The organism is Streptomyces sp. NBC_00344, assembly GCF_036088315.1.
Classification (GTDB): Bacteria; Actinomycetota; Actinomycetes; order Streptomycetales; family Streptomycetaceae; genus Streptomyces.
The window spans coordinates 4,790,014-4,811,559 of sequence record NZ_CP107996.1; the positions used below are offsets into that span (position 1 = coordinate 4,790,014).

Here is a 21,546-nt window from a genome sequence, read left to right on the forward strand (position 1 = left end):
ACTCTTGACGCCCGGCGTTCATCTATCTAATGTCCATCTTCATGCGTAGACAGCATCTACATACGGAGACAGTCGCGGTGGACCGGCTCAGGACGGGCATGGCCCGCGGGGTCCTCTCCTTCCCGCTGACCAGCTTCACGGCCGAAGGCGAACTCGACGTCGACGGCTACCGGAGCTATCTGGAGACCCAGCTGGCGGCCGCCCCCGGCGCTGTCTTCCCGGCCTGCGGCACCGGCGAGTTCTTCTCGCTCGACGAGGACGAGTACCGCCGGGTCGTCACGGCCACGGTCGAGGCGGCCGACGGGCGCGTCCCGGTGGTCGCCGGCATCGGCTACGGCTGGGCCCAGGCCGTCAGATTCGCGCGGATCGCGGAGGAGGCGGGCGCCGACGCCGTGCTCGTCCTGCCGCACTATCTCGTCGCCGCACCGCAGGACGGACTGGTCGCGCAGCTGGAGCAGATCGCCGCCAGGACCCGGCTGCCGCTCATCGCCTACCAGCGCGGCCAGGTCACCTTCACCGCCGGTTCACTGCGCCGCATCGCCGCGATCCCCGGGGTCGTCGGACTCAAGGACGGGCACAGCGACCTCGACCGGCTCCAGCGGCTGACGCTCGCGGCGCCCGAGGGCTTCCTGTTCTTCAACGGCGCGTCCACCGCCGAGATCCAGGCACGCGCCTACGCCACCGTCGGCGTTCCCGCCTACTCCTCCGCCGTCCACGCCTTCGCACCCGAGATCGCCGGGGCCTTCTTCACGGCCCTCGCCAAGGGCGATCACGACCGGATCGACACCCTGCTGCGCGGCTTCTACGTGCCGCTGGTCGAGCTCCGCGACCGGGTCCCCGGCTACGCGGTGTCCCTGGTCAAGGCCGCGGCACGGCTGCGCGGCCATCAGGTGGGGCCGGTGCGCGCGCCGCTGACCGACCCGGGACGCGACGACCTCGCGGCCCTCGACGCGCTGCTCAACACCGGACTCGACCTCGCAGGAGCCACCCGATGACGCAGAAGCCCTCCAGGAACCTGACGATCGCCGAAGTCCGGCTCACGCCGGTGCTGATCTCGGACCCGCCGCTGCTCAATGTGCACGGTGTGCACCAGCCGTACACCCCCCGGCTGGTCGTCGAGATCGTCACCGAGGACGGGGTCACCGGCATCGGTGAAACCTACGGCGACACCAAGTACCTGGACATCGCACGCCCGTACGCGGAGCTGCTGCCCGGGCACTCCATCGCCGACTTCAACGGCCTGGCCGCCCTCGCCCAGCAGGTCGGCATCGACGAGGCGCGGGTCGAGGACGCGGTCGACGTGGGGGGCCTGCGGGGTATCCAGACCGCCGACAAACTGCGGCTGTCCGTCTTCTCGGCCTTCGAGGTGGCCTGCCTCGACGCGCTGGGCAAGGTCCAGGGGCTTCCGGTGCACGCGCTGCTCGGCGGAAAGGTGCGCGACACCGTCGAGTACAGCGCGTATCTCTTCTACCGCTGGGCCGAACACCCGGACGGTGCGGGGGAGCGGGACTCCTGGGGAGAGGCCGTGGACCCTGCCGGCATCGTCGCGCAGGCGCGGCGCTTCGTGGACGACTACGGCTTCACCTCCTTCAAGCTCAAGGGCGGGGTCTTCCCGCCGGCCGAGGAGATCGCAGCGATCAAGGCCCTGGCCGAGGCCTTCCCGGGCCACCCGCTGCGGCTCGACCCCAACGGCGGCTGGTCCCCCGAGACCTCGCTGAAGGTCGCGGCCGAACTGGCCGACGTGCTCGAATACCTGGAGGACCCGACCTCCGGCACGGCGAACATGGCCGAGGTCTCGGCGGCCGTCAAAGGCGCGGGGAGCAGGGGGGCCGGCGGACGGCAGGAGGGCGTCCTCCTCGCCACCAACATGTGTGTGACGACGGTCCCGGAGATCCGTGAGGCATTCCTCACCGACGCGGTCCAGGTCGTTCTCTCCGACCACCACTACTGGGGCGGACTGCACGCCACCCGTGAACTGGCCGCGATCTGCCGCACCTTCGGTGTCGGACTCTCCATGCACTCCAACACCCATATGGGTATCAGCCTCGCCGCGATGACCCATGTGGCCGCCACCGTGCCCAACCTGGACTACGCCTGCGACAGCCACTACCCGTGGCAGACGGACGACGTGATCACCGCCCGTCATGTCTTCACGGACGGCCGCCTCCCGGTCTCCGGGGCCCCGGGCCTCGGCGTCGAACTCGACCGCGAGAAACTCGCCGCTCTGCACCGCCGCTGGCTCGACGACGACGGCACCATGCGCGACCGTGACGACGCGGCCGCCATGCGCAAGGGCACAGGGTACGAGGACTGGACGGGGCCGGTTCTGCCGCGCTGGTGACAGCGGCCGGGGCGAGGGATCGGGCAGACTGGCCTGATTGCACCGCAACCGGGGAGCGCAGGGTGGTCTACGACAACAAGACTCTCGACCCGCTGGACGGGCTGCGCGCCCCCCAGGACCCCGAGTGCGACGTCTTCCTCACCGGCACGGTCTTTCTGGACATCATCTTCACCGGACTGGACAGCGCCCCGGTACGCGGTACCGAGTCCTGGGCGCGCGGCATGGGATCGAGCCCCGGCGGGGTGGCCAACATGGCCACCGCGCTGGCCCGGCTCGGACTGCGCACCTCGCTCGCCGCCGCCTTCGGCGACGATCACTACGGCGAATACTGCTGGGACGCCCTGGAGCAGGGCGAACAGATCGACCTCTCGCGGTCCCACACGGTGCCCGGCTGGCACTCGCCGGTCACCGTGTCGATGGCGTACGAGGGCGAGCGGACCATGGTCTCGCACGGCCACCAGGCCCCGCCGCCCGCCGGGAGCTATCCCAACTGCCCGCCCCGGGCCAGGGCGGCGGTGGCATCGCTCGGCCCCGGCAGCCGGGAGGAGTGGGTCGCCAGCGCCGCGAGCCGCGGCACGAAGGTCTTCGCCGACGTCGGCTGGGACGAGACCGGACGCTGGGATCTGGCGGCCCTGCCCGACCTGCGGCACTGCGAGGCCTTTCTGCCCAATGCCGAGGAGGCGATGCGCTACACCCGCACCGACTGCCCGCGCGCCGCGGCGCACGCCCTGGCCGAGATGGTGCCGCTCGCGGTGGTCACGCTGGGCGCGGAAGGTGCCTACGCGGTGGACGGCTCGACCGGCGAGGCCGCATCGGTGCCCGCCATCGCCGTCGAGGCGCTCGACCCCACGGGCGCCGGCGACGTCTTCGTCGCCGGCTTCGTGACCGGCACGCTGGCGGGCTGGCCGCTCGCCGACCGCCTCGCGTTCGCCGGACTGACCGCGGCGCTGTCGGTGCAGGAGTTCGGCGGCTCGCTGTCGGCGCCCGGCTGGGCCGAGGTGGCCGCCTGGTGGCAGCAGGTGCGGACCTGTGAAGGGCAGGACCTGGCAGCGCTGCGCCGCTACGCCTTCCTCGAGGACCTGCTGCCCGCGGCGGCCCGGTCCTGGCCCCTGCGCAGGGCCGTACCGACGATCGGCTTCCGCGCGCCGTGAAACGGCACGCACGGTGGGCTAAAACCTCTCGGCGTTGTCAGTGCGGAGCCGTAGGCTGGTGGTCCAGAGGTTGTCGAGCAGCGACGGCCCTGCAACGGGAGGTATGCGCAGGCCCGAGGGCCGGCCCATGACTCAGTCACCCACACAGCCGCAGGCACGTGCCCAGATCAGGATTCCGGCCGCACACCCCATGGTGATGCTCCTCGGGTCGGGCGACTCGTTGCTGCGCGTGATCGAAGCGGCGTTCCCGGCGGCCGACATCCATGTCCGGGGCAATGAGATCAGTGCCACGGGAGGGGCGGCGGATGTCGCCCTGATCCAGCGCCTGTTCGACGAGATGATGCTGGTGCTCCGCACCGGGCAGCCGATGACGGAGGACGCAGTGGAACGCTCGATCGCCATGCTCCGGACAAGCGAGAGCGGCGATGGGGAACCCGGGGGCGAGACACCCGCCGAGGTACTCACCCAGAACATCCTCTCCAGCCGCGGTCGCACCATCCGCCCCAAGACGCTCAACCAGAAGCGGTATGTCGACGCCATCGACAAGAACACCATCGTGTTCGGCATCGGTCCCGCGGGCACCGGCAAGACCTATCTCGCCATGGCCAAGGCAGTGCAGGCCCTGCAGTCCAAGCAGGTCAGCCGGATCATCCTGACCAGGCCCGCGGTCGAGGCGGGCGAGCGGCTCGGGTTTCTTCCGGGCACGCTCTTCGACAAGATCGATCCGTATCTGCGCCCGCTCTACGACGCACTCCACGACATGCTGGACCCGGACTCGATCCCGCGGCTGATGGCGGCCGGGACGATCGAGGTGGCGCCGCTGGCCTACATGCGCGGTCGCACGCTGAATGACGCGTTCATCATTCTCGACGAGGCGCAGAACACCAGCGCCGAGCAGATGAAGATGTTCCTCACCAGGCTCGGCTTCGACTCCAAGATCGTCGTCACCGGCGATGTCACCCAGGTCGACCTGCCGAACGGAACCAAGAGCGGTCTGCGCCAGGTCCAGGACATCCTGGAGAACATCGACGATGTGCACTTCTCCCGGCTCACCTCCCAGGATGTCGTCCGGCACAAGCTCGTCGGCCGTATCGTCGACGCGTACGAGAAGCACGACAGCCAACACAGGCTGTGACATGAACTGAAAGAGTCACCGCGCACCATGTCGATCGACGTCAACAACGAGTCCGGAACCGAGGTCGACGAGCAGGCGATCCTCGACATCGCCCGCCATGCCCTCGCCCGGATGCGGATCCACCCGCTCTCCGAGCTCTCGGTGATCGTGGTGGACACCGCCGCCATGGAGCAGCTGCACATCCAGTGGATGGACCTGCCGGGTCCGACCGATGTGATGTCCTTCCCGATGGACGAGCTGCGTCCGCCGGCCAAGGACGACGAGGAGCCCCCGCAGGGGCTCCTCGGTGACATCGTGCTCTGTCCCGAGGTCGCCAAGCAGCAGGGCGAGGAAGCCCCGACCCAGCACTCCATGGACGAGGAGCTCCAGCTCCTCACCGTCCACGGAGTGCTGCATCTGCTCGGATACGACCACGAGGAGCCCGACGAGAAGGCCGAGATGTTCGGTCTCCAGGCAGCCATCGTCGACGGCTGGCGGACGGAGAAGGGGCTGACAGGTCCTTCCCCGGCGCCGACCGTTTCATGAGCGCACAGCTGATCGTCGGCGCGGTCGCCCTGGTCGTCATCGCCTGGCTGGCGGCGAGCGCCGAGGCGGGCATCGCCCGTACGTCGACCTTCCGCGCCGCCGAGGCCGCCCGCTCCGGGCGGCGCGGCAGCGAGAAGCTGGCGCAGATCGCCGCCGACCCGACCCGCTATCTCAACCTGGCGCTGCTGGTCCGGGTCGCCTGCGAGATGGCCGCCGGCTCCCTGGTCACCTATGTCTGTCTGCGGGAGATCACCGAGACCTGGCAGGCCCTGGCCCTGGCCATCGGTGTGATGGTCCTCGTCAGCTATGTCGCGGTGGGTGTCTCGCCGCGCACCATCGGCCGCCAGCACCCGCTCAACACCGCGACGGCGGCGGCCTATGTGCTGCTGCCGCTTGCCCGGGTGATGGGCCCGGTGCCGCAGTTGCTGATCCTCATCGGCAACGCGCTCACTCCCGGAAAGGGCTTCCGGAAGGGGCCGTTCGCCTCCGAGGCCGAACTGCGCGCGATGGTCGATCTTGCCGAGCAGGAGTCCCTCATCGAGGACGACGAGCGCCGGATGGTGCACTCCGTCTTCGAGCTGGGCGACACTCTCGTACGCGAGGTGATGGTCCCGCGCACCGACCTGGTCTGCATCGAACGCTCCAAGACGATCCGTCAGGCCACCACTCTGGCGCTGCGTTCGGGCTTCTCCAGGATCCCGGTGACCGGTGAGAACGAGGACGACATCGTCGGCATCGTCTATCTCAAGGACCTGGTCAGGAAGACACACATCAGCCGGGAAGCGGAGAGCGATCTGGTCTCCACCGCCATGCGCTCGGCGGTGTTCGTGCCCGACACCAAGAACGCCGGGGATCTGCTGCGTGAGATGCAGCAGGACCGCAACCACGTCGCCGTCGTCATCGACGAGTACGGCGGCACCGCGGGCATCGTCACCATCGAGGACATTCTCGAGGAGATCGTCGGCGAGATCACCGACGAGTACGACCGTGAGCTGCCCCAGGTCGAGGAGCTGGGCGAGGGGCGCTTCCGGGTCACCGCCCGGTTGGACATCGACGATCTGGGTGAGCTCTACGGCCTCGACGAGTTCGACGACGAGGACGTGGAGACGGTGGGCGGCCTGCTGGCCAAGGCGCTGGGCAGGGTCCCGATCGCCGGGGCGTCCGCGGTGGTCGATCTTCCGGACGGACGGCGGCTGCGGCTCACCGCCGAGTCCCCGGCCGGCCGCCGCAACAAGATCGTCACCGTGCTGGCCGAGCCGGTTCCGGCAGAGGAGACAGCGGAGTGACACCGCAGGAACTCAGATCCTTCTGCCTGGAGTTCAACGCCGCCACCGAGGAATTCCCTTTCAACCCCGAGGTCTCGGTGTTCAAGGTGTGCGGCAAGGTCTTCGCGCTGACCCATCTGGACGGCGACCCCCTCACGGTCTCCCTCAAGTGCGATCCGGACGAGGCGGTGCGGTTGCGCGCCGCCCACCGGGCGATCGTTCCCGGCTGGCATCTCAACAAGCGCCACTGGAACACGGTGACGGTCGGCCAGGTGCCCGACCGGCTGGTCCGTGAACTCATCGAGGACTCGTACGACCTGGTGGTGGCGGGGCTGCCGAAGGCCGAACGGCTTCGCCTCGACCGGCCCTGACCCCCCGGCCCCGGCCGCACCTGTTCCGGGCCCGCTGCCGGGGTCCGACCGAGGTGCGCGGCAAAGGGGCGATGAGGTGATCTTGAAGCCCTGAGTGGCGCCCCGGCTCACTCGTCGGCGTTGTCGTCTCCGGCGAGGAGGCGGTGGACGGTGGCGGCCGAGGGGTGCTCGCCCCTTGTTCCCACCCGCTTGTTCCTGCCCGAGGGAATGACGAGCTCGCGGGCGATCTGCGGGACAGCGCCGCCCCGGGTGCGCAGGTCGCGGGCGTGAAGATCAGGGAAGGCCGGACCGGTTCCGGCGGAGGACCGTGATCTCTCCGACTGCGCATTTCTGCGAACGCATGGAGTGACCGCGTTCCCCACCGTGGCTGCCACAGATTGACGGCCACCGTGAGGGTCCCCAGACTGGTGGGGAAGGGGTGGGGAAGGGAGCGGGTCGTGCGTCGTGGGCACAGCGAACTCGCCCGGTTGCTGACGGCAGCGGAGACGGCAGCGCCCGTGGAGGCCGTCGACGTGGTCGCAGAGGATCTGCGGTTGCGTTTCAAGGCGACGAAGGTCTCTTTCCTCATCGTGGACCTGACAGGAAAGGCTGTGGCGCGGCTGTCCACAGCCGGCGCCGTGGACGGCGGGCGCGAAACGGAGCGGATCCCCCTGTTCGGCACTGTCTACGAGCATGTGATCCGTACCCAGCGGCTGTATCAGGAGGCGATCGGCCAGGAACAGCGTGTGATCGTTCCGGTCACCAACCGGGGGGACGCCATCGGTCTGCTGGAATTGCTCCTGCCGACCGAAGTCGGAGCGGACGTCCTCGACGAGATCGGGGAAGCCGCCCACATCCTGGCCTACATCGTGATCGCCAACGGGCGCTTCACCGACCTCTACACCTGGGGCAAACGCTCCAGGCCTCCCACCCTGGCTGCAGAAATCCAGTACCAGCTGCTGCCCCTGTCGCTCTCGTGCGAGGCCGCACAGTTCACGCTGTGCGGGAGCCTGGAGCCCTCCGAAGACCTCAGCGGCGACACCTTCGACTACGCCATGGACCGCGGCACCCTGCACCTGTCGGTGACCGACCCCATGGGACATCACATCGACGCCGCCCTGGCCGCCACGGTCTTGGTGGGCGCCCTGCGCGGCGCCCGCCGCGCAGGAGCCGACCTGGCCGAGCAAGCCCGCCGAGCCGACCAGGCCCTGGCCGACCACGGCCGCGGTCACGCCACCGGACAGCTGCTGCGCATCAACCTCGACACCGGGCAGGCCCAGCTCGTCAACGCCGGCCACCCCTGGCCGCTGCGCATGCGCGAGGGGGCTGTGGAGGCGATCACCTGCGAGGTGGACCATCCCTTCGGGCTGGCCTTGCCCGCGCCCCACCCCTATCGCATTCAGGACCTCGATCTGCGCCCGGGCGACCGTCTGCTCATGTTCACCGACGGCATGCTCGAACGTCATGCGGAGAAGGTCGATCTGCCCGCCCTGCTGGAGCGCACCCGGGACCTGCACCCGCGGGAGACCTCACTGGCGCTGACGTCCGCAGTCCTGGAGGCCGCCGGCGGCCGGCTCGACGATGATGCCACCGTGATGTGCCTGGACTGGCACGGCCCCCGGGAGACCGAGCGACACGTCAGCTCCGGCGCGGACACTCAGCAAGCCTCAGGCGGCCGCACGAAGCCGCGGCCGTGACCAGGGCCGCGGAGTGCCGGTCCTGAGTCAGCGCCAGCGGGGGCGGGGACCGTCGCTCCGGGCGGGGCGACGAACGGCCTGAGGCCGTATCCGGTGTGCACCGGATACGGCCTGTGGCCCCGCTCGCCCTCGTCAACTGCGGTTCTCTCCGCGCGTTCCCAGGCCGGCAGCGACCAGCAGTGCGGCTCCGATCACGATCGCCGCGTCGATACCGAGCACCGTCCGCACCCCACCGAAGAGGGTGGACTGGGTGGTGGCCAGTACACCCAGCAGCGGAATACCGATGGTGATGCCGACCTGCTGCGTGGTGGTGACCAGGCCGGTGGCCAGGCCCTGTTCGTCGTCCGGGACACCTGATGTGACGGTCAGTCCGTACGAGATGATCGCGCCCAGGTGAGCCATGCTGGCGGTCGAGACGCCGATCGTCGCGAGCCAGACACCCGAGTGGGCGCCGATGCCGGCCATCGAGCCGATGAACAGGCCCTGCACGAGCAGGGAGCCGACCAGCACCCGGTGTGCGCCGAACCTGCCGATGACCTTGGGGGCGAAGGCACCGGCGAAGGCCGAAGCCACGCCCTGGACGCCGAAGATCAGTCCCGTTTCGAGGCTGGAGAGGTTCAGCACCTCCTGGAAGTACAGGGTCAGCACGAAGATGACGGTCGACATCATCGAGAAGGTGACAAGGCCGCCCAGGTTGCCCCACGCGACCGTGCGCCGCTTCAGCATCGGCAGCGACACCAGCGGGACGGCGGAGCGGGACTCGATGACCACGAAGGCAGCCAGCAGGACGACACCGAGGACCAGAGTGACGAGGACGTCCGCGTGGCCGAAGCCGCTCTGCGCCGCCGTCGACAGGGCGTAGATCAGAGCGAGCAGACCACCGGTGACGGCGACGGCACCCGGCACGTCGAGACGCGGCCGCTCGGGGACGGGGGCACCTCCCATGCCCTTGCGGCCGTGGGGGAGCGACTCGGTCAGCAGTCCCGGCGCCAGCGCCAGCACGATGACCGACGCCGCGCCGAGCAGCCCCATGGTGGACCGCCAGCCCAGCGTGTCGGTCAGCACGCCGCCCAGCACCATGCCGGCGGTGAAGCCCAGCGAGAGCAGCGTGCCGCTGATTCCCAGCGCCCGGTCACGCAGCGGGCCTTCGGGGAAGGTGGTGGTCAGCAGGGACATCCCGGTCGGCACGATGACCGCGGCGCCGAGCCCCTGCAGCGCCCGCCCGGCCAGGAAGGCCTCCTGGTTCCAGGCGCAGGTGGCGATCAGTGAGGCGGCGCCGAAGACCGCGAGTCCGCCGAGGAACAGCCTGCGCCGTCCGAACAGGTCGGCGATCCGGCCGAAGAGGAGCAGGAAGCCACCGGACGGCAGGGCGAAGGCGGTGACGGCCCATTGCAGGCCTGCCTGGCTCATGCCGAGATCCCTGCCGAGGGCCGGCAGTGCCACGTTCAGTACGGAGAAGTCGAGCGCCACCATGAACTGGGCGGCGCACAGCACGAACAGAACGAGCCTGGCCCGGCTGGAGAGCCGCTCGGGAGCGGTGTGCGGGGCGGGGTCGGGGGTCGTGATGCGGGTTGATGCGGTGTCTGTCGCCATGCCCATGAGCCTCGTGCTTCGGGAGCAATCGTGGGGAGCGGCAACTTATGCTGGTGGCCGCACCACCAGGCAGCCGTACAGGGGGATGGCGTGGCGAGTCCGACGGAGATCAAGCCGGAGGGGTTCAGGCCCGGCACCAAACCACACCGGCTCAGTGAGCTCAGGGAGTTCCTGATGAGCCGGCGCGCCCGGATCACCCCGGCCGAGGCCGGACTGCCGGACGGCGGAGCCCGGCGCCGCACCCCGGGGCTGCGCCGTGAGGAGGTCGCCGTCCTCGCCGGCGTCGGGGTCTCCTGGTACCAGTGGCTCGAACAGGGCCGGGACATCACCGTGTCGCCGCAGGTGCTCGACTCGGTGGGACGGGTACTGAGGCTGAGCAGCGTCGAGCGCCGTCATCTGTATGTGCTGGCAGGTCTCAACCCGCCCCCGGCCGAGGTCGACCCGGCGGACGTGAACATGTGCGACGGGCTGCAGCGGCTGATCGACGCCTGGATGCCCTTCCCCGCGCACATCATGGACCGGTACTGGAACACGGTCCTCTACAACGACGCGGCGGCGATGGTGCTGGCCATGCGCCCCGACATCGTGCAGAACTGCCTGATCGCCTTCTTCACCGATCCCGTCTACCGGTCCCGCAACCGCCAGTGGGAAGCCATCGCCCACCAGGTGGTCGCGCAGTTCCGGTCCGCCTGTTCGGAGTGCCCGGACGACGAGGGCTTCCAGGCCGTGGTTGACGAGGCAAAGGAACTCAGCCCCGAATTCGCCGAGTTGTGGGAACGCCGGGACATCGCACCGGGCGGCCAGATCCAGAAGCAGCTGGAGCACCCGGTGGTCGGCACGCTGCATGTGGAGTCCACTCAGCTGAGAGTGCCCGCCCGCCCGGACCTGGCGATCGTGCTGCACACGCCGCTGCCCGACACCGGCACGGAGTCGAGGCTCCAGTGGCTGGCCTCGCCGGAGGGCCGCAGAGGGTCGATGTATCCGGTCGCAGGCTGACCGTCATCGGCCGGCCGGCCCGCCCTATGCTCGGCGCATGAGCGACAACACCGACCTCGACGCAGAGGACCGCAAGATCATCACCTTGGCGCGCAGCGCCCGGGCACGCAACGGGGTGCCCGAGGGCGCCGCCGTACGGGACGAGACCGGGCGCACCTATGTCGCGGGCACCGTGGCCCTCGAATCGCTGAAGCTCTCCGCGCTTCGCACCGCCGTCGCGATGGCGGTGGCGAGCGGTGCGCAGTCCCTGGAGGCGGCAGCCGTGGTCGGTGAGGCCGCCGAGGCGGCGGACGAGGACCGCGCCGCGGTGAGGGACCTGGGCGGCCCGGAGACACCGGTCCTGCTCGCGGGCCCCGACGGCACTCTGCGGTCCACGGTGACCGCGGGCTGACCACCGGTCGTACGTGCTGATGGCTGAGGGCGGTGCGCGGCCGATCGCCGCGCACCGCCCTCAGCCATGCGGCGGCCGTTGTCTTCACGGCCCGGTCATCGGCAGGCCGGCCCGGCAGCGGGCCCTTGGAACAGCGAGGGCCCAGGAACAACGGGCCTCTGGGACAACGGGCCCTGCGGACAACAGGCTCGTGGACCGCCGGTGGACCCGTCTCAGAGCGCGTCGCGGCCGCGCTCACCCGTCCGGACCCGGACCATCGTCTCCACCGGCACGGCCCAGACCTTGCCGTCCCCGATCTTCCCGGTGTGCGCCGCATCCACCACGGCGTCGATGACCGCGTCGGCCTCGGCGTCGTCGACCACGACCTCGATACGGACCTTCGGCACGAGGTCGATCCGGTACTCGGCGCCCCGGTAGACCTCGGTGTGCCCGCGCTGGCGCCCGTAACCGCTTGCCTCGGTGACGGTGAGTCCGTTGACTCCGAGTTCCTGGAGGGCGGTTTTCACCTCGTCCAGCTTGTGCGGCTTGACGACTGCGGTGACCAGCTTCATGGCTTGACCTTCTGCGTTGCGGAGGCGGAGAGCGGGGCACCGTGTCCCAGCACGCCGTGATCGTAGGCGCTCTCGGCGTGCACCGTCAGATCCAGGCCCTGATACTCGTGCTCCTCCTCCACCCGGAAGCCGGCCAGCCGGTCGATCGCCTTGCCGATGCCGTAGGTCACGGCGAAGGCGTACACCCCGACGGCCACCACGCCGACCGCCTGCCGGCCGAGCTGGCCGAAACCGCCCCCGTACAGCAGTCCTTCGGCGCCGCCGGTCATGGCGGAGGTCGCGAAGAGACCGATGAGTATCGTGCCGACGATGCCCCCGACCAGGTGCACCCCGACGACATCGAGCGAGTCGTCGTAGTTGAGCCTGAACTTCCATCCGACGGCGTACGAGCAGAGCACCCCGGCGACGAGTCCGACCACCAGTGCCCCGATCAGCCCGACCGAGCCGCAGGACGGAGTGATCGCCACCAGGCCGGCCACCGCGCCCGATGCCGCCCCCAGCGTGGTCGGGTGGCCGTCCCTGCGCTGCTCGACGAAGAGCCAGCCCAGCAGGCCGGTGCAGCCCGCGGCTAGCGTGTTGAGGAAGGCCGCGGCCGCCAGGCCGTTGGCGCCGAGCGCGGAGCCCGCGTTGAAGCCGAACCAGCCGAACCAGAGCAGCCCGGCGCCCATCACCACCATCGGCATGTTGTGCGGCCGCATGGCGTCCTTCTTGAAGCCGAGCCGTGGCCCGAGCACCAGACACAGGGCGAGCCCGGAGGCTCCGGAGCAGATCTCGACCGGCATCCCGCCGGCGAAGTCCAGCGCCTTGAGATCCGCCGCGATCCAGCCGCCGGGCCCCCACACCCAGTGCGCGACGGGAATGTATACGAGCAGCGTCCACACCGGGACGAAGATCAGCCAGGCTCCGAACCGCGCCCGGTCCGCGATCGCCCCGCTGATCAGCGCGGCCGTGATGATCGCGAAAGTGAGCTGGAACGTCGCGAACAGCAGCGTCGGGACGGTGCCCTGGACGTCGGAGGGGCCGATTCCGGCCATACCGAGGTGGCTGAGGCCACCGATCAGTCCGGCGAAGGCGTCGCCGCCGAAGACGAGCGAGTAGCCGGCCACCAGCCACACCACGGTCACCAGCGCGATAGAGACGAAGCTCATCATCAGCATGTTCAGCACGCTCTTGGTGCGGACCATGCCGCCGTAGAACAGCGCGAGGCCCGGCGTCATCAGCAGCACCAGCGCGGTCGCGGCGAGCAGCCAGGCGGTGTCGCCGGTGTCGATACCGGCCGCCAGGGTGGTCAGGGGTGTCGCAGCCGTTGCATGCGTCACAGGGGGGTCACCTCTCCCAGTACGGTCCGATAGAGGGTCGCCGCTCCGCGTTTCCGGGTGGCTGCACGCATGTTTCGTCCAGATTTCGTGTTGCGGGCGGGTTACCGGGAACTCACTGCGGGCCGTCTGGTCGGCGGGTCCCGGCCGATCGGGGAGAATGGGCGCCATGAGCGTTCACACCCAGTCTTCCGAAGCCTCCCACCGGGCCGGTTTCGCCTGCTTCGTCGGCCGCCCCAATGCGGGCAAGTCCACTCTTACGAACGCTCTCGTCGGCAAGAAGGTGGCCATCACCTCCAGCCGTCCGCAGACCACACGCCACACGGTGCGCGGCATCGTGCACCGCCCCGACGCGCAGCTGATCCTGGTGGACACACCGGGGCTGCACAAGCCGCGCACCCTGCTCGGTGAGCGCCTCAACGACGTCGTCCGCACGACCTGGGCCGAGGTCGACGTCATCGGCTTCTGCGTGCCCGCCGACCAGAAGCTCGGCCCCGGTGACAAGTTCATCGCCAAGGAGCTCGCCGGAATCAAAAAGACGCCGAAGATCGCGGTCATCACCAAGACCGACCTGGTCGACGGCAAGCAGCTCGCCGAGCAGCTCATCGCGATCGATCAGCTCGCCGCGGAGCTCGGCTTCGAATGGGCCGAGATCATCCCGGTCTCCGCCGTCGGCGACAAGCAGGTGTCGCTGCTGGCCGACCTCATCGCGCCGCTGCTCCCGCTCAGCCCGCCCCTCTACCCGGAGGGCGACCTCACCGACGAGCCCGAAATGGTGATGGTCGCGGAGCTGATCCGGGAGGCCGCGCTGGAGGGCGTGAGGGACGAACTGCCGCACTCCATCGCCGTTGTGGTCGAGGAGATGCTGCCGCGGGAGAACCGCCCGGCGGACCGGCCGCTGCTCGACATCCACGCGAACGTCTACATCGAGCGGCCCAGCCAGAAGGGCATCATCATCGGCCCCAAGGGCGCCCGCCTGAAGGATGTCGGCATGAAGTCCCGCAAGCAGATCGAGGCCCTGCTGGGCACGCCGGTCTTCCTCGACCTGCATGTCAAGGTCGCCAAGGACTGGCAGCGCGACCCGAAGCAGTTGCGCAAGCTGGGCTTCTGAGTCCGCAGCCGGACGCGAACGGCGGCCCGTGCCGGGCACGGGCGCCCGCCCGGCACGGGCGTCGTGGGCTCAGGCACCTTCTTTCAGCACCCGCGAGATCAGTGCCCGCTGCGCGTCGCTGAGGTGCGGATCCGCGCAGTGGACCGTCCGGCCGTCCACCGTGATCCGGTAGTGGAAGCCGTCCGGTACCCCGGCGGGTGGCGCGTCCTGGCCGGTGGTGAGCGCCTGTTCGGCCAGGACGTGCCACTCGTCCGCGTCGGGCCGGGCAGAGGTGTCCACCTCTGCCCGCCGCGCGATACCGGCGAATCCTCCCGTGCGGCTTACCTCGATACGCATGGGAACCTTCTACCCGTCGTCGGTTTGCTACGCGCCTGTCGGGACACCGACCTGCGACCACGCCTTCACGACCGCTTCCTGCTCCGCGCCGCCGCCGAAGCGGGCCGTCGCGGCGGCCACGGTCAGCCGGGCGAAGTCCGAGAAGCTCGCTTCGGCGGGCAGATCGCCGCCGGTCAGCGTGTCGTACCAGACGTGCCCCGCCCGCTCCCACGCCTTGCCGCCGAGCTCCCGGGCCAGCAGGTAGAAGGCATGGTTGGGGATGCCCGAGTTGAGGTGGACACCGCCGTTGTCGTCGTCAGTGGTGACGTAGCCGCTCATCGTCGCCGGCTGCGGGTCCTTGCCGAGCACGTCGTCGTCGTACGCGGTCCCCGGGGCCTTCATCGAGCGCAGCGCGACCCCGGAGACGCCGGACGCCAGCAGCCCGGCGCCGATCAGCCAGTCCGCCTGGTCCGCGGTCTGTCCCAGGGCGTACTGCTTGATGAGGGACCCGAAGACGTCCGAAACCGACTCGTTGAGCGCGCCGGACTGACCGGAGTAGGTGAGATTCGCGGTGTACTGGGTGACCCCGTGGGTGAGTTCGTGGCCGATGACGTCCACCGGGATGGTGAAGTCGAGAAAGATCTCGCCGTCGCCGTCCCCGAAGACCATCTGCGTGCCGTCCCAGAAGGCGTTGTTGTACTTCTCGTCGTAGTGGACGCTCGCGTCGAGCGGCAGGCCGTTGTCGTCGATCGAGTGCCGTCCGAAGGCCTTCAGGTAGAGCTCGAAGGTGGCGCCGAGCCCGGCGTACGCGCGGTTGACGGTCGCGTCCTTTCCGGCGTCGTCACCCTCGCCGCGCACCTTGTGGCCGGGCAGCGTGGTGCGGTGCCGGGCGTCGTAGACGGTGCGCCGGGGAGTGTCACGGGGGGTGCCGGGTGCGGCGAGGGTCGCGGTCAGCCGGCGGGTGCGGTGGGCGGAGTCGGCGCGCAGGGTGCGGCGGGCCGGTTCGGCGAGCGCCGGATCGTCGGCGCGGGCCAGCTTGTCGAGGATGTGGGGCGGCACGATCGTGCAGAAGACAGGATGCGCGTTCATGGTGTGCAATGTGGCACTGTGTCGTCGCTCTGTCACTGGTTGCTACCTGAATTGCCGAAAACGAGTGATGGGTCATCGTTTGGCCGTTACCTGCTGTGCATCCCGCATACTGATACGGCGGCGGCATTCCGGGCACCGCTGGGCTAGGCTGCCGTTCATCATGCGTTTCGGGCTGCTTCTCCTTAGCTGCCGCGGCGAGGGCCTGTAGTCGTAGGCCGACCCCCTCCCCGCGGAGTCTGGTGCTGCAGCGACACAGTCGGCCGTCCCACCGCTGGACACCCGAGGAGCCCTGCGCAGATGTCGAATCCGACGCCGATCACCAATGCCACCCAGACCCAGCAGCCGTCCGGGATGCCGGTCCACAAGTACCGCCCGTACGAGGCAGTGGAGATCCCGGACCGCACCTGGCCCGACAGCCGGATCACCAAGGCGCCGCGGTGGCTGTCCACCGACCTGCGTGACGGCAACCAGGCCCTGATCGACCCCATGTCGCCGGCCCGTAAGCGCGAGATGTTCGACCTGCTGGTGAGGATGGGCTACAAGGAGATCGAGGTCGGTTTCCCCGCATCCGGCGACACCGACTTCAACTTCGTGCGCTCCATCATCGAGGAAGAGGGCGCGATCCCCGAGGACGTGACGATCTCCGTCCTGACCCAGGCCCGTGAGGACCTGATCGAGCGGACCGTCGAGTCGCTGCGCGGCGCGCACCGGGCGAGTGTTCACCTCTACAACGCCACGGCGCCGACCTTCCGCCGGGTGGTCTTCCGCGGCTCCAAGGACGACATCAAGCAGATCGCCGTGGACGGCACCCGTCTGGTGGTCGAGTACGCCGAGAAGATCCTGGGCCCCGAGACGACCTTCGGCTACCAGTACAGCCCGGAGATCTTCACCGACACCGAGCTGGACTTCGCGCTGGAGGTCTGTGAAGCCGTCATGGACGTATGGCAGCCCGAGGCCGGCCGCGAGATCATCCTCAACCTGCCTGCCACCGTGGAGCGTTCCACACCGTCCACGCACGCGGACCGCTTCGAGTGGATGTCGCGCAACCTGTCCCGTCGCGAGTACGTCTGCCTGTCCGTCCACCCGCACAACGACCGCGGCACGGCCGTCGCCGCCGCCGAACTGGCCATCATGGCGGGCGCCGACCGTATCGAGGGCTGCCTGTTCGGGCAGGGCGAACGCACCGGCAATGTCGACCTGGTGACGCTGGGCATGAATCTGTTCAGCCAGGGCGTCGACCCGCAGATCGACTTCTCGCAGATCGACGATGTGCGCAGGACCGCCGAGTACTGCAATCAGATGGAGATCCACCCCCGCCACCCCTACGCGGGCGATCTGGTCTACACGTCCTTCTCCGGCTCCCACCAGGACGCCATCAAGAAGGGCTTCGACGCGATGGAGGCCGAAGCCGGGGCTCAGGGCCGCACGGTCGACGACATCGAATGGGCCGTCCCCTACCTGCCGATCGACCCCAAGGACGTGGGCCGCTCCTACGAGGCTGTCATCCGGGTCAACTCGCAGTCCGGCAAGGGCGGAATCGCCTACGTCCTGAAGAACGACCACAAGCTGGACCTGCCGCGTCGCATGCAGATCGAGTTCTCCAAGATCATTCAGGCGAAGACCGACGCCGAGGGCGGCGAGGTCACCCCGCAGGACATCTGGTCGATCTTCCAGGACGAGTATCTGCCGAGCCCCGGCGACTCGGGAACCCGGTGGGGCCGTATCCAGCTGCGCTCCGGACAGACGACCACCGACACGGACGGCAGGGACACCCTGACGGTCGAGGCGGTCGTCGACGGTGTGGAGACCGCGCTGACCGGCACGGGCAACGGTCCGATCTCCGCCTTCTTCGCCGCGCTGTCGGCGACCGGTGTGGACGCGCGGCTGCTGGACTACCAGGAGCACACGATGAGCGAGGGTGCCAGCGCGCTGGCCGCCTCCTACATCGAGTGCGCGATCGACGGAAAGGTGATGTGGGGTATCGGCATCGACGCCAACACCACGCGCGCCTCGCTGAAGGCGGTCGTCTCCGCGGTCAACCGGGCCGCCCGCTGACCGCGCGATCACGGCCCCGGACCGGGGTCGTGATCACGGTCATCACCGCACGTACGTGACCGATTACATGCTCCGGCTGATCCTGACCCCGTAATTCCCTTCTGACCTGGCACTTTTCCCGGCCCCTGCCACCTCGGGCGGTGGCCGGGGCCGAGTCTTCTCCGGCCAGGGGCTGACGTCACATCATCAATGTGGCTAACATCACGTCCACGCGGCAACGTTGCCGAGGGGTTACGGAGGTGAACCGTGCTGCCAAGCCGAGGACGAAGCGGCAAGAAGTCGATCATCTGGGCCGTCCGCACCTCCTGGGAGACCGTCGGCGACGGCGAGTTCTTCTGCGCGGACTGCGGAGGGGACCGCAACTACCTCCGGCGCACCGGACGTCGCCGTCTCACCGTCCTGGGCCTCCCGCTGCTGGCACGCGGCCGCACCGGGCCGGTGATCGAATGCGCCGCCTGCGAGACCCGGTTCACCACCGAGGCGCTCGACCACCCCACCACCACCCGCTTCTCCGCCATGCTGCGCGACGCCGTGCACACCGTCACGCTCGCCGTGCTCACCGCAGGCGGAGCTTCGTCCCACACCGTCACCGAGACCGCGGTCGCCACGGTCAGGGCCGCCGGGTTCGACGAATGCACCGAGGAGCAGCTGACCGCACTGGTCGACGCCCTCGCCGCCGACACGGGCCGCTTCGTCACCGACGCCGAGCCGTGCGGCGCGGCGCTGACCATCGAACTGCACGAGGCCCTGCAGCCGTTGGCTCCGCACCTCGCCCCGGCGGGCCGCGAATCGATTCTCCTCCAGGGCGCCCGTATCGCTCTGGCGGACGGGCCGTACAGCCCGGCGGAACGAGAGGTGCTGGCCACCGTCGGCGGGGCGCTGCAGCTCTGCGCCCAGGACACCTCACGCCTGCTGACGGCGGCGGCCCGGATGCCGTCCTGAACCGTCAGGCTCAGAAGTCCCAGGTGCGCGAGCAGAGGACCAGCCGGTAGCCGTCCGGATCCACCACGGTCACCCCGTGCGTGTCCCAGTAGGGATTGTGCGAGGTGACGCGGGTGCCGCCCGTCTCGATCAGCCGGTGCACCAGGTCCTCGGCGACCGGCTCCCCCAGGTACACCACGAACAGGTCGTCCACGGTGGGTGCCGGGACCAAAGGATCCTCGGGGTCGTGGGTGAGCTCGAAGTGCCAGCTGCCCCCGGGTGGGCCGACCATCAGCAGATCGTGTTCGCCGGACACGTGCGCGCCGGTGCGCCAGATGACCTCCAGCCCGAGCCCTTCGACGTAGAAACGCTCGGCGGCGGCGAGATCCCCCGACGGCCGCGCGACGCGCACCCGGGTGCTGGAATCGATCATGGGGCGGGAGTGTAGTTGCTCCGCCCGCTGCACCGCGTACTCCCGGGGGAGTAATGCGCCCAGCGGACCACCCCTGGCGGTATCCGCGGAGTCGGCCCGGCGCGCGATGACCGGGAGCTCTCCGGCCGGGACTCTGGAAGGGACAGCTGATCCGTCCTGAGGAGGAACCGCATGAGGCCAGGGAACACGGGATCCGGGGACGAACCGGGCGGCCGGCGGCGTTGGTTGCTGCCGTGGGCCGTCGTCGCCCTGTGGGTCGCGGTTCTCGCGATCGCAGCGCCGTTCGCCGGCCGGCTCGGCGATGTGCAGCGCGACAACATCGTGGACTATCTGCCGGCCGGTGCCGACTCCACCCAAGTGGCGAAAATTCAACAGGCCCTGCCTGGTGGGGAGTCCACCGACCTGGTGCTCGTGTATCACCGTGCGGGCGGGCTGACCGCGGAGGACCGGGCGACCGCGGAGCGGCAGATCGCGGCCGTCGCCGCGGCACACCGGCTCTCCGCCACTCCTGCGGCCGTCGCTTCCGTGGACGGCACGACGCTGATGGCGCCGGTCTCGGCGAACGGGCCGGGCAGTGACGACGCGGCCCGCACCGCCTTCGTCGACTCGGTACGGGAACAGGTGAACGGCGGCGCGGGGCTGAGCGCCGAGGTCGGCGGGCCGGGCGCCGTACAGGCCGACATGAGCAGCGTCTTCGGTTCGATCGACGGCAAGCTGATGATCGCGACCGTACTGGTCGTCGCCCTGCTGCTGATCGTCATCTACCGCAGCCCGTTCCTCTGGCTGGTCCCGTTGCTCGCGGTGGGCGCGGCGGCCCTCACCACCCGGGCCGCGGTCTACGGTCTTGCCCAGGGCTTCGGCCTCACGGTCACCAGTCAGAGCGCCGGGATCATGACCGTGCTGGTCTTCGGCGCCGGCACCGACTACGCGCTGCTGCTCACCGCGAGATACCGGGACGAACTGCGTCGCGTGCCGCGGCCCTACGAGGCGATGCGAGCGGCCCTGCGCGGATGCGGGCCCGCCGTGCTCGCGTCATCGGGGACCGTCGCCGCCGGTCTGCTCTGTCTCCTCGCCGCCGATCTGAACAGCTCGAGCGGGCTGGGCCCGGTCGGTGCGGTGGGCGTGATGGGTGCGCTTGCCGCGATGTTGACGCTGCTGCCCGCCGTGCTCGTCCTGCTCGGCCGCCGGGTGTTCTGGCCGCTCGTCCCCGCGTACGGCAGCGCGCCCCGGCAGCGCCGCTCGGCCTTCGCCGCGATCGGCAGCACCGCGGGCCGCAGGCCCGGCGTGATCCTTGCCTGCGGTGGCATCCTGCTGGGCGCGCTCGCCCTCGGTGTGTTCCGGCTGCCGGGTGACCTCGCCCAGCAGGACGGCTTCACCGACCGCCCGGAGTCCGTGTCCGCGCTGCGGACCGCCACCGCCGCCTTTCCCGAGCGCGGCAGCCAGCCCATCAGCGTGCTGGCACCGACGCGGAGCGCCGACGGTGCGCTGGCGCGGGCCAGAGGCACCGGCGGAGTGGCGTCGGCGACACGCGGACGCAGTGCGGCCGGGTGGACGGAGATCTCCGTCATCGCCGAGGACGCACCCGAGTCCAAGGGCGAGACCCGCACCATCGAAGCGCTGCGGGCGGACCTGCCCGGCAGCCTGGTCGGCGGCCCCAGCGCCCAGCAGCTCGACCTGGAGCACACCAACGCTCACGACCGAGGGGTTGTGGTCCCCCTGGTGCTCAGCGCCGTGCTGCTCATCCTGATCGTCCTGCTGCGCAGTCTGGTGGCGCCGCTGATCCTGGTGGCCGCGGTAGTCGCGGTATGGGGCGCTGCCATGGGCATCGGCGGGCTGGTCTTCTCGCCGCTGCTCGGGTTCGATGGCATCGACCCGGGGCTGCCGTTGCTCTGGTTCGTCTTCCTGGTGGCACTCGGCGTCGACTACGGCATCTTCCTGATGCACCGCACCCGTGAGGAAACCCTGGCGGGTGCCCGCCCGGCCGACGCGGCGCTGACCGCGCTGCGGACGACCGGCAGTGTCATCGCCTCCGCCGGCGTCGTCCTGGCCGCGACGTTCTCGGTCCTGATGAACCTGCCGCTGGTGATGATGGTCGAGATGGGGTTGGTGGTGGCGGTCGGTGTTCTGCTCGACACCTTCCTCGTGCGGACCTTTCTGGTGACCAGCGCGAGCCTGCTGCTCGGGCGTCTGATGTGGTGGCCCGGAAAGCTCAGCCGGCGGCCCGCCGCCGGAGCACCGCAGCAGGAACGCGCACGGGTGGGTACGCACTGAACGCGAGGGCGGCCACGGCGCGGTGGACAACGGGAGGACG

The 21,546-nt window shown here is 69.8% G+C and carries 20 protein-coding genes; 14 read left to right on the top strand and 6 right to left on the bottom strand.

Going from position 1 to position 21,546, the window contains the following annotated elements:
• Window positions 1–41 precede the first annotated feature (41 nt).
• The 8 genes from OHS16_RS21535 (at window position 42) to OHS16_RS21570 (ending at window position 8,464) form a co-directional block, all read left to right on the top strand.
• Window positions 42–995 carry a 5-dehydro-4-deoxyglucarate dehydratase gene (locus OHS16_RS21535; RefSeq protein ID WP_328538864.1) on the top strand — a complete coding sequence of 318 codons (954 nt, stop codon included), beginning with the start codon at window positions 42–44 and terminating at the stop codon, window positions 993–995.
• Window positions 992–2,341 (top strand): glucarate dehydratase family protein, encoded by a 1,350-nt coding sequence (locus tag OHS16_RS21540; protein ID WP_328538865.1) that lies wholly within the window; start codon window positions 992–994, stop codon window positions 2,339–2,341. The genes OHS16_RS21535 and OHS16_RS21540 overlap by 4 nt, the downstream gene beginning before the upstream one ends.
• Before the next feature lie 62 nt (window positions 2,342–2,403).
• A complete protein-coding gene (locus OHS16_RS21545) occupies window positions 2,404–3,492 on the top strand; it encodes a carbohydrate kinase family protein (protein ID WP_328538866.1) in 1,089 nt (362 codons plus the stop codon).
• 127 nt (window positions 3,493–3,619) lie between these two features.
• Entirely contained in the window at window positions 3,620–4,627 is a 1,008-nt protein-coding gene (locus OHS16_RS21550; protein WP_328538867.1) for a PhoH family protein, read from the top strand.
• A 27-nt stretch (window positions 4,628–4,654) separates the two neighbouring features.
• Window positions 4,655–5,152, top strand: coding sequence for an rRNA maturation RNase YbeY (gene ybeY, locus OHS16_RS21555; protein WP_328538868.1), 498 nt, complete (start codon window positions 4,655–4,657; stop codon window positions 5,150–5,152).
• Window positions 5,149–6,438 carry a hemolysin family protein gene (locus OHS16_RS21560; protein ID WP_328538869.1) on the top strand — a complete coding sequence of 430 codons (1,290 nt, stop codon included), beginning with the start codon at window positions 5,149–5,151 and terminating at the stop codon, window positions 6,436–6,438. The genes ybeY and OHS16_RS21560 overlap by 4 nt, the downstream gene beginning before the upstream one ends.
• Window positions 6,435–6,788: an MmcQ/YjbR family DNA-binding protein gene (locus OHS16_RS21565; protein ID WP_328538870.1), complete on the top strand. Its 354-nt coding sequence runs from the start codon at window positions 6,435–6,437 to the stop codon at window positions 6,786–6,788. The genes OHS16_RS21560 and OHS16_RS21565 overlap by 4 nt, the downstream gene beginning before the upstream one ends.
• Window positions 6,789–7,225: 437 nt before the next feature.
• A complete protein-coding gene (locus tag OHS16_RS21570) occupies window positions 7,226–8,464 on the top strand; it encodes a PP2C family protein-serine/threonine phosphatase (protein ID WP_328538871.1) in 1,239 nt (412 codons plus the stop codon).
• A 132-nt stretch (window positions 8,465–8,596) separates the two neighbouring features.
• On the opposite strand, the gene OHS16_RS21575 is transcribed toward OHS16_RS21570, so the two are convergent.
• Entirely contained in the window at window positions 8,597–10,063 is a 1,467-nt protein-coding gene (locus OHS16_RS21575; RefSeq protein ID WP_443042660.1) for an MFS transporter, read from the bottom strand.
• 84 nt (window positions 10,064–10,147) lie between these two features.
• Between OHS16_RS21575 and OHS16_RS21580 the strand changes: the two genes are divergently transcribed.
• Together OHS16_RS21580 and OHS16_RS21585 are read left to right on the top strand one after the other, a co-directional pair.
• Window positions 10,148–11,053, top strand: a complete 906-nt coding sequence (locus OHS16_RS21580) for a helix-turn-helix transcriptional regulator (protein WP_328538873.1) — start codon at window positions 10,148–10,150, stop codon at window positions 11,051–11,053.
• A 37-nt stretch (window positions 11,054–11,090) separates the two neighbouring features.
• Window positions 11,091–11,444 (top strand): cytidine deaminase, encoded by a 354-nt coding sequence (locus OHS16_RS21585; RefSeq protein ID WP_328538874.1) that lies wholly within the window; start codon window positions 11,091–11,093, stop codon window positions 11,442–11,444.
• Between the two features lie 212 nt (window positions 11,445–11,656).
• On the opposite strand, the gene OHS16_RS21590 is transcribed toward OHS16_RS21585, so the two are convergent.
• Both OHS16_RS21590 and OHS16_RS21595 read right to left on the bottom strand, forming a co-directional pair.
• Window positions 11,657–11,995 carry a P-II family nitrogen regulator gene (locus OHS16_RS21590; RefSeq protein ID WP_328538875.1) on the bottom strand — a complete coding sequence of 113 codons (339 nt, stop codon included), beginning with the start codon at window positions 11,993–11,995 and terminating at the stop codon, window positions 11,657–11,659.
• A complete protein-coding gene (locus tag OHS16_RS21595; RefSeq protein ID WP_443042661.1) occupies window positions 11,992–13,314 on the bottom strand; it encodes an ammonium transporter in 1,323 nt (440 codons plus the stop codon). The genes OHS16_RS21590 and OHS16_RS21595 overlap by 4 nt, the downstream gene beginning before the upstream one ends.
• 157 nt (window positions 13,315–13,471) lie before the next feature.
• On the opposite strand from OHS16_RS21595, the gene era reads away from it, so the two are divergent.
• Entirely contained in the window at window positions 13,472–14,422 is a 951-nt protein-coding gene (era, locus tag OHS16_RS21600; protein ID WP_328538876.1) for a GTPase Era, read from the top strand.
• Window positions 14,423–14,491: 69 nt separating this feature from the next.
• Here era and OHS16_RS21605 read toward each other — a convergent pair whose 3' ends face one another.
• Window positions 14,492–14,758 (bottom strand): protealysin inhibitor emfourin, encoded by a 267-nt coding sequence (locus tag OHS16_RS21605; RefSeq protein ID WP_328538877.1) that lies wholly within the window; start codon window positions 14,756–14,758, stop codon window positions 14,492–14,494.
• 27 nt (window positions 14,759–14,785) lie between these two features.
• The gene (locus OHS16_RS21610; protein ID WP_328538878.1) at window positions 14,786–15,826 is read right to left on the bottom strand and encodes a M4 family metallopeptidase; all 1,041 of its coding nucleotides are present in this window, start codon (window positions 15,824–15,826) and stop codon (window positions 14,786–14,788) included.
• 297 nt (window positions 15,827–16,123) lie between these two features.
• Here OHS16_RS21610 and leuA point away from each other — a divergent pair, with 297 nt between their 5' ends.
• Together leuA and OHS16_RS21620 are read left to right on the top strand one after the other, a co-directional pair.
• On the top strand, window positions 16,124–17,881 hold the full coding sequence (gene leuA / locus OHS16_RS21615; protein WP_328538879.1) for a 2-isopropylmalate synthase: 1,758 nt from the start codon (window positions 16,124–16,126) through the stop codon (window positions 17,879–17,881).
• Window positions 17,882–18,127: 246 nt separating this feature from the next.
• Window positions 18,128–18,823: a TerB family tellurite resistance protein gene (locus OHS16_RS21620; RefSeq protein WP_328538880.1), complete on the top strand. Its 696-nt coding sequence runs from the start codon at window positions 18,128–18,130 to the stop codon at window positions 18,821–18,823.
• A 10-nt stretch (window positions 18,824–18,833) separates the two neighbouring features.
• Here the strand turns inward: OHS16_RS21620 and OHS16_RS21625 are convergent, their stop codons facing one another.
• The gene (locus tag OHS16_RS21625) at window positions 18,834–19,235 is read right to left on the bottom strand and encodes a VOC family protein (RefSeq protein WP_328538881.1); all 402 of its coding nucleotides are present in this window, start codon (window positions 19,233–19,235) and stop codon (window positions 18,834–18,836) included.
• Window positions 19,236–19,406: 171 nt separating this feature from the next.
• On the opposite strand from OHS16_RS21625, the gene OHS16_RS21630 reads away from it, so the two are divergent.
• Window positions 19,407–21,506 carry an MMPL family transporter gene (locus OHS16_RS21630; protein ID WP_328538882.1) on the top strand — a complete coding sequence of 700 codons (2,100 nt, stop codon included), beginning with the start codon at window positions 19,407–19,409 and terminating at the stop codon, window positions 21,504–21,506.
• The last annotated feature ends 40 nt before the right edge of the window (window positions 21,507–21,546 follow it).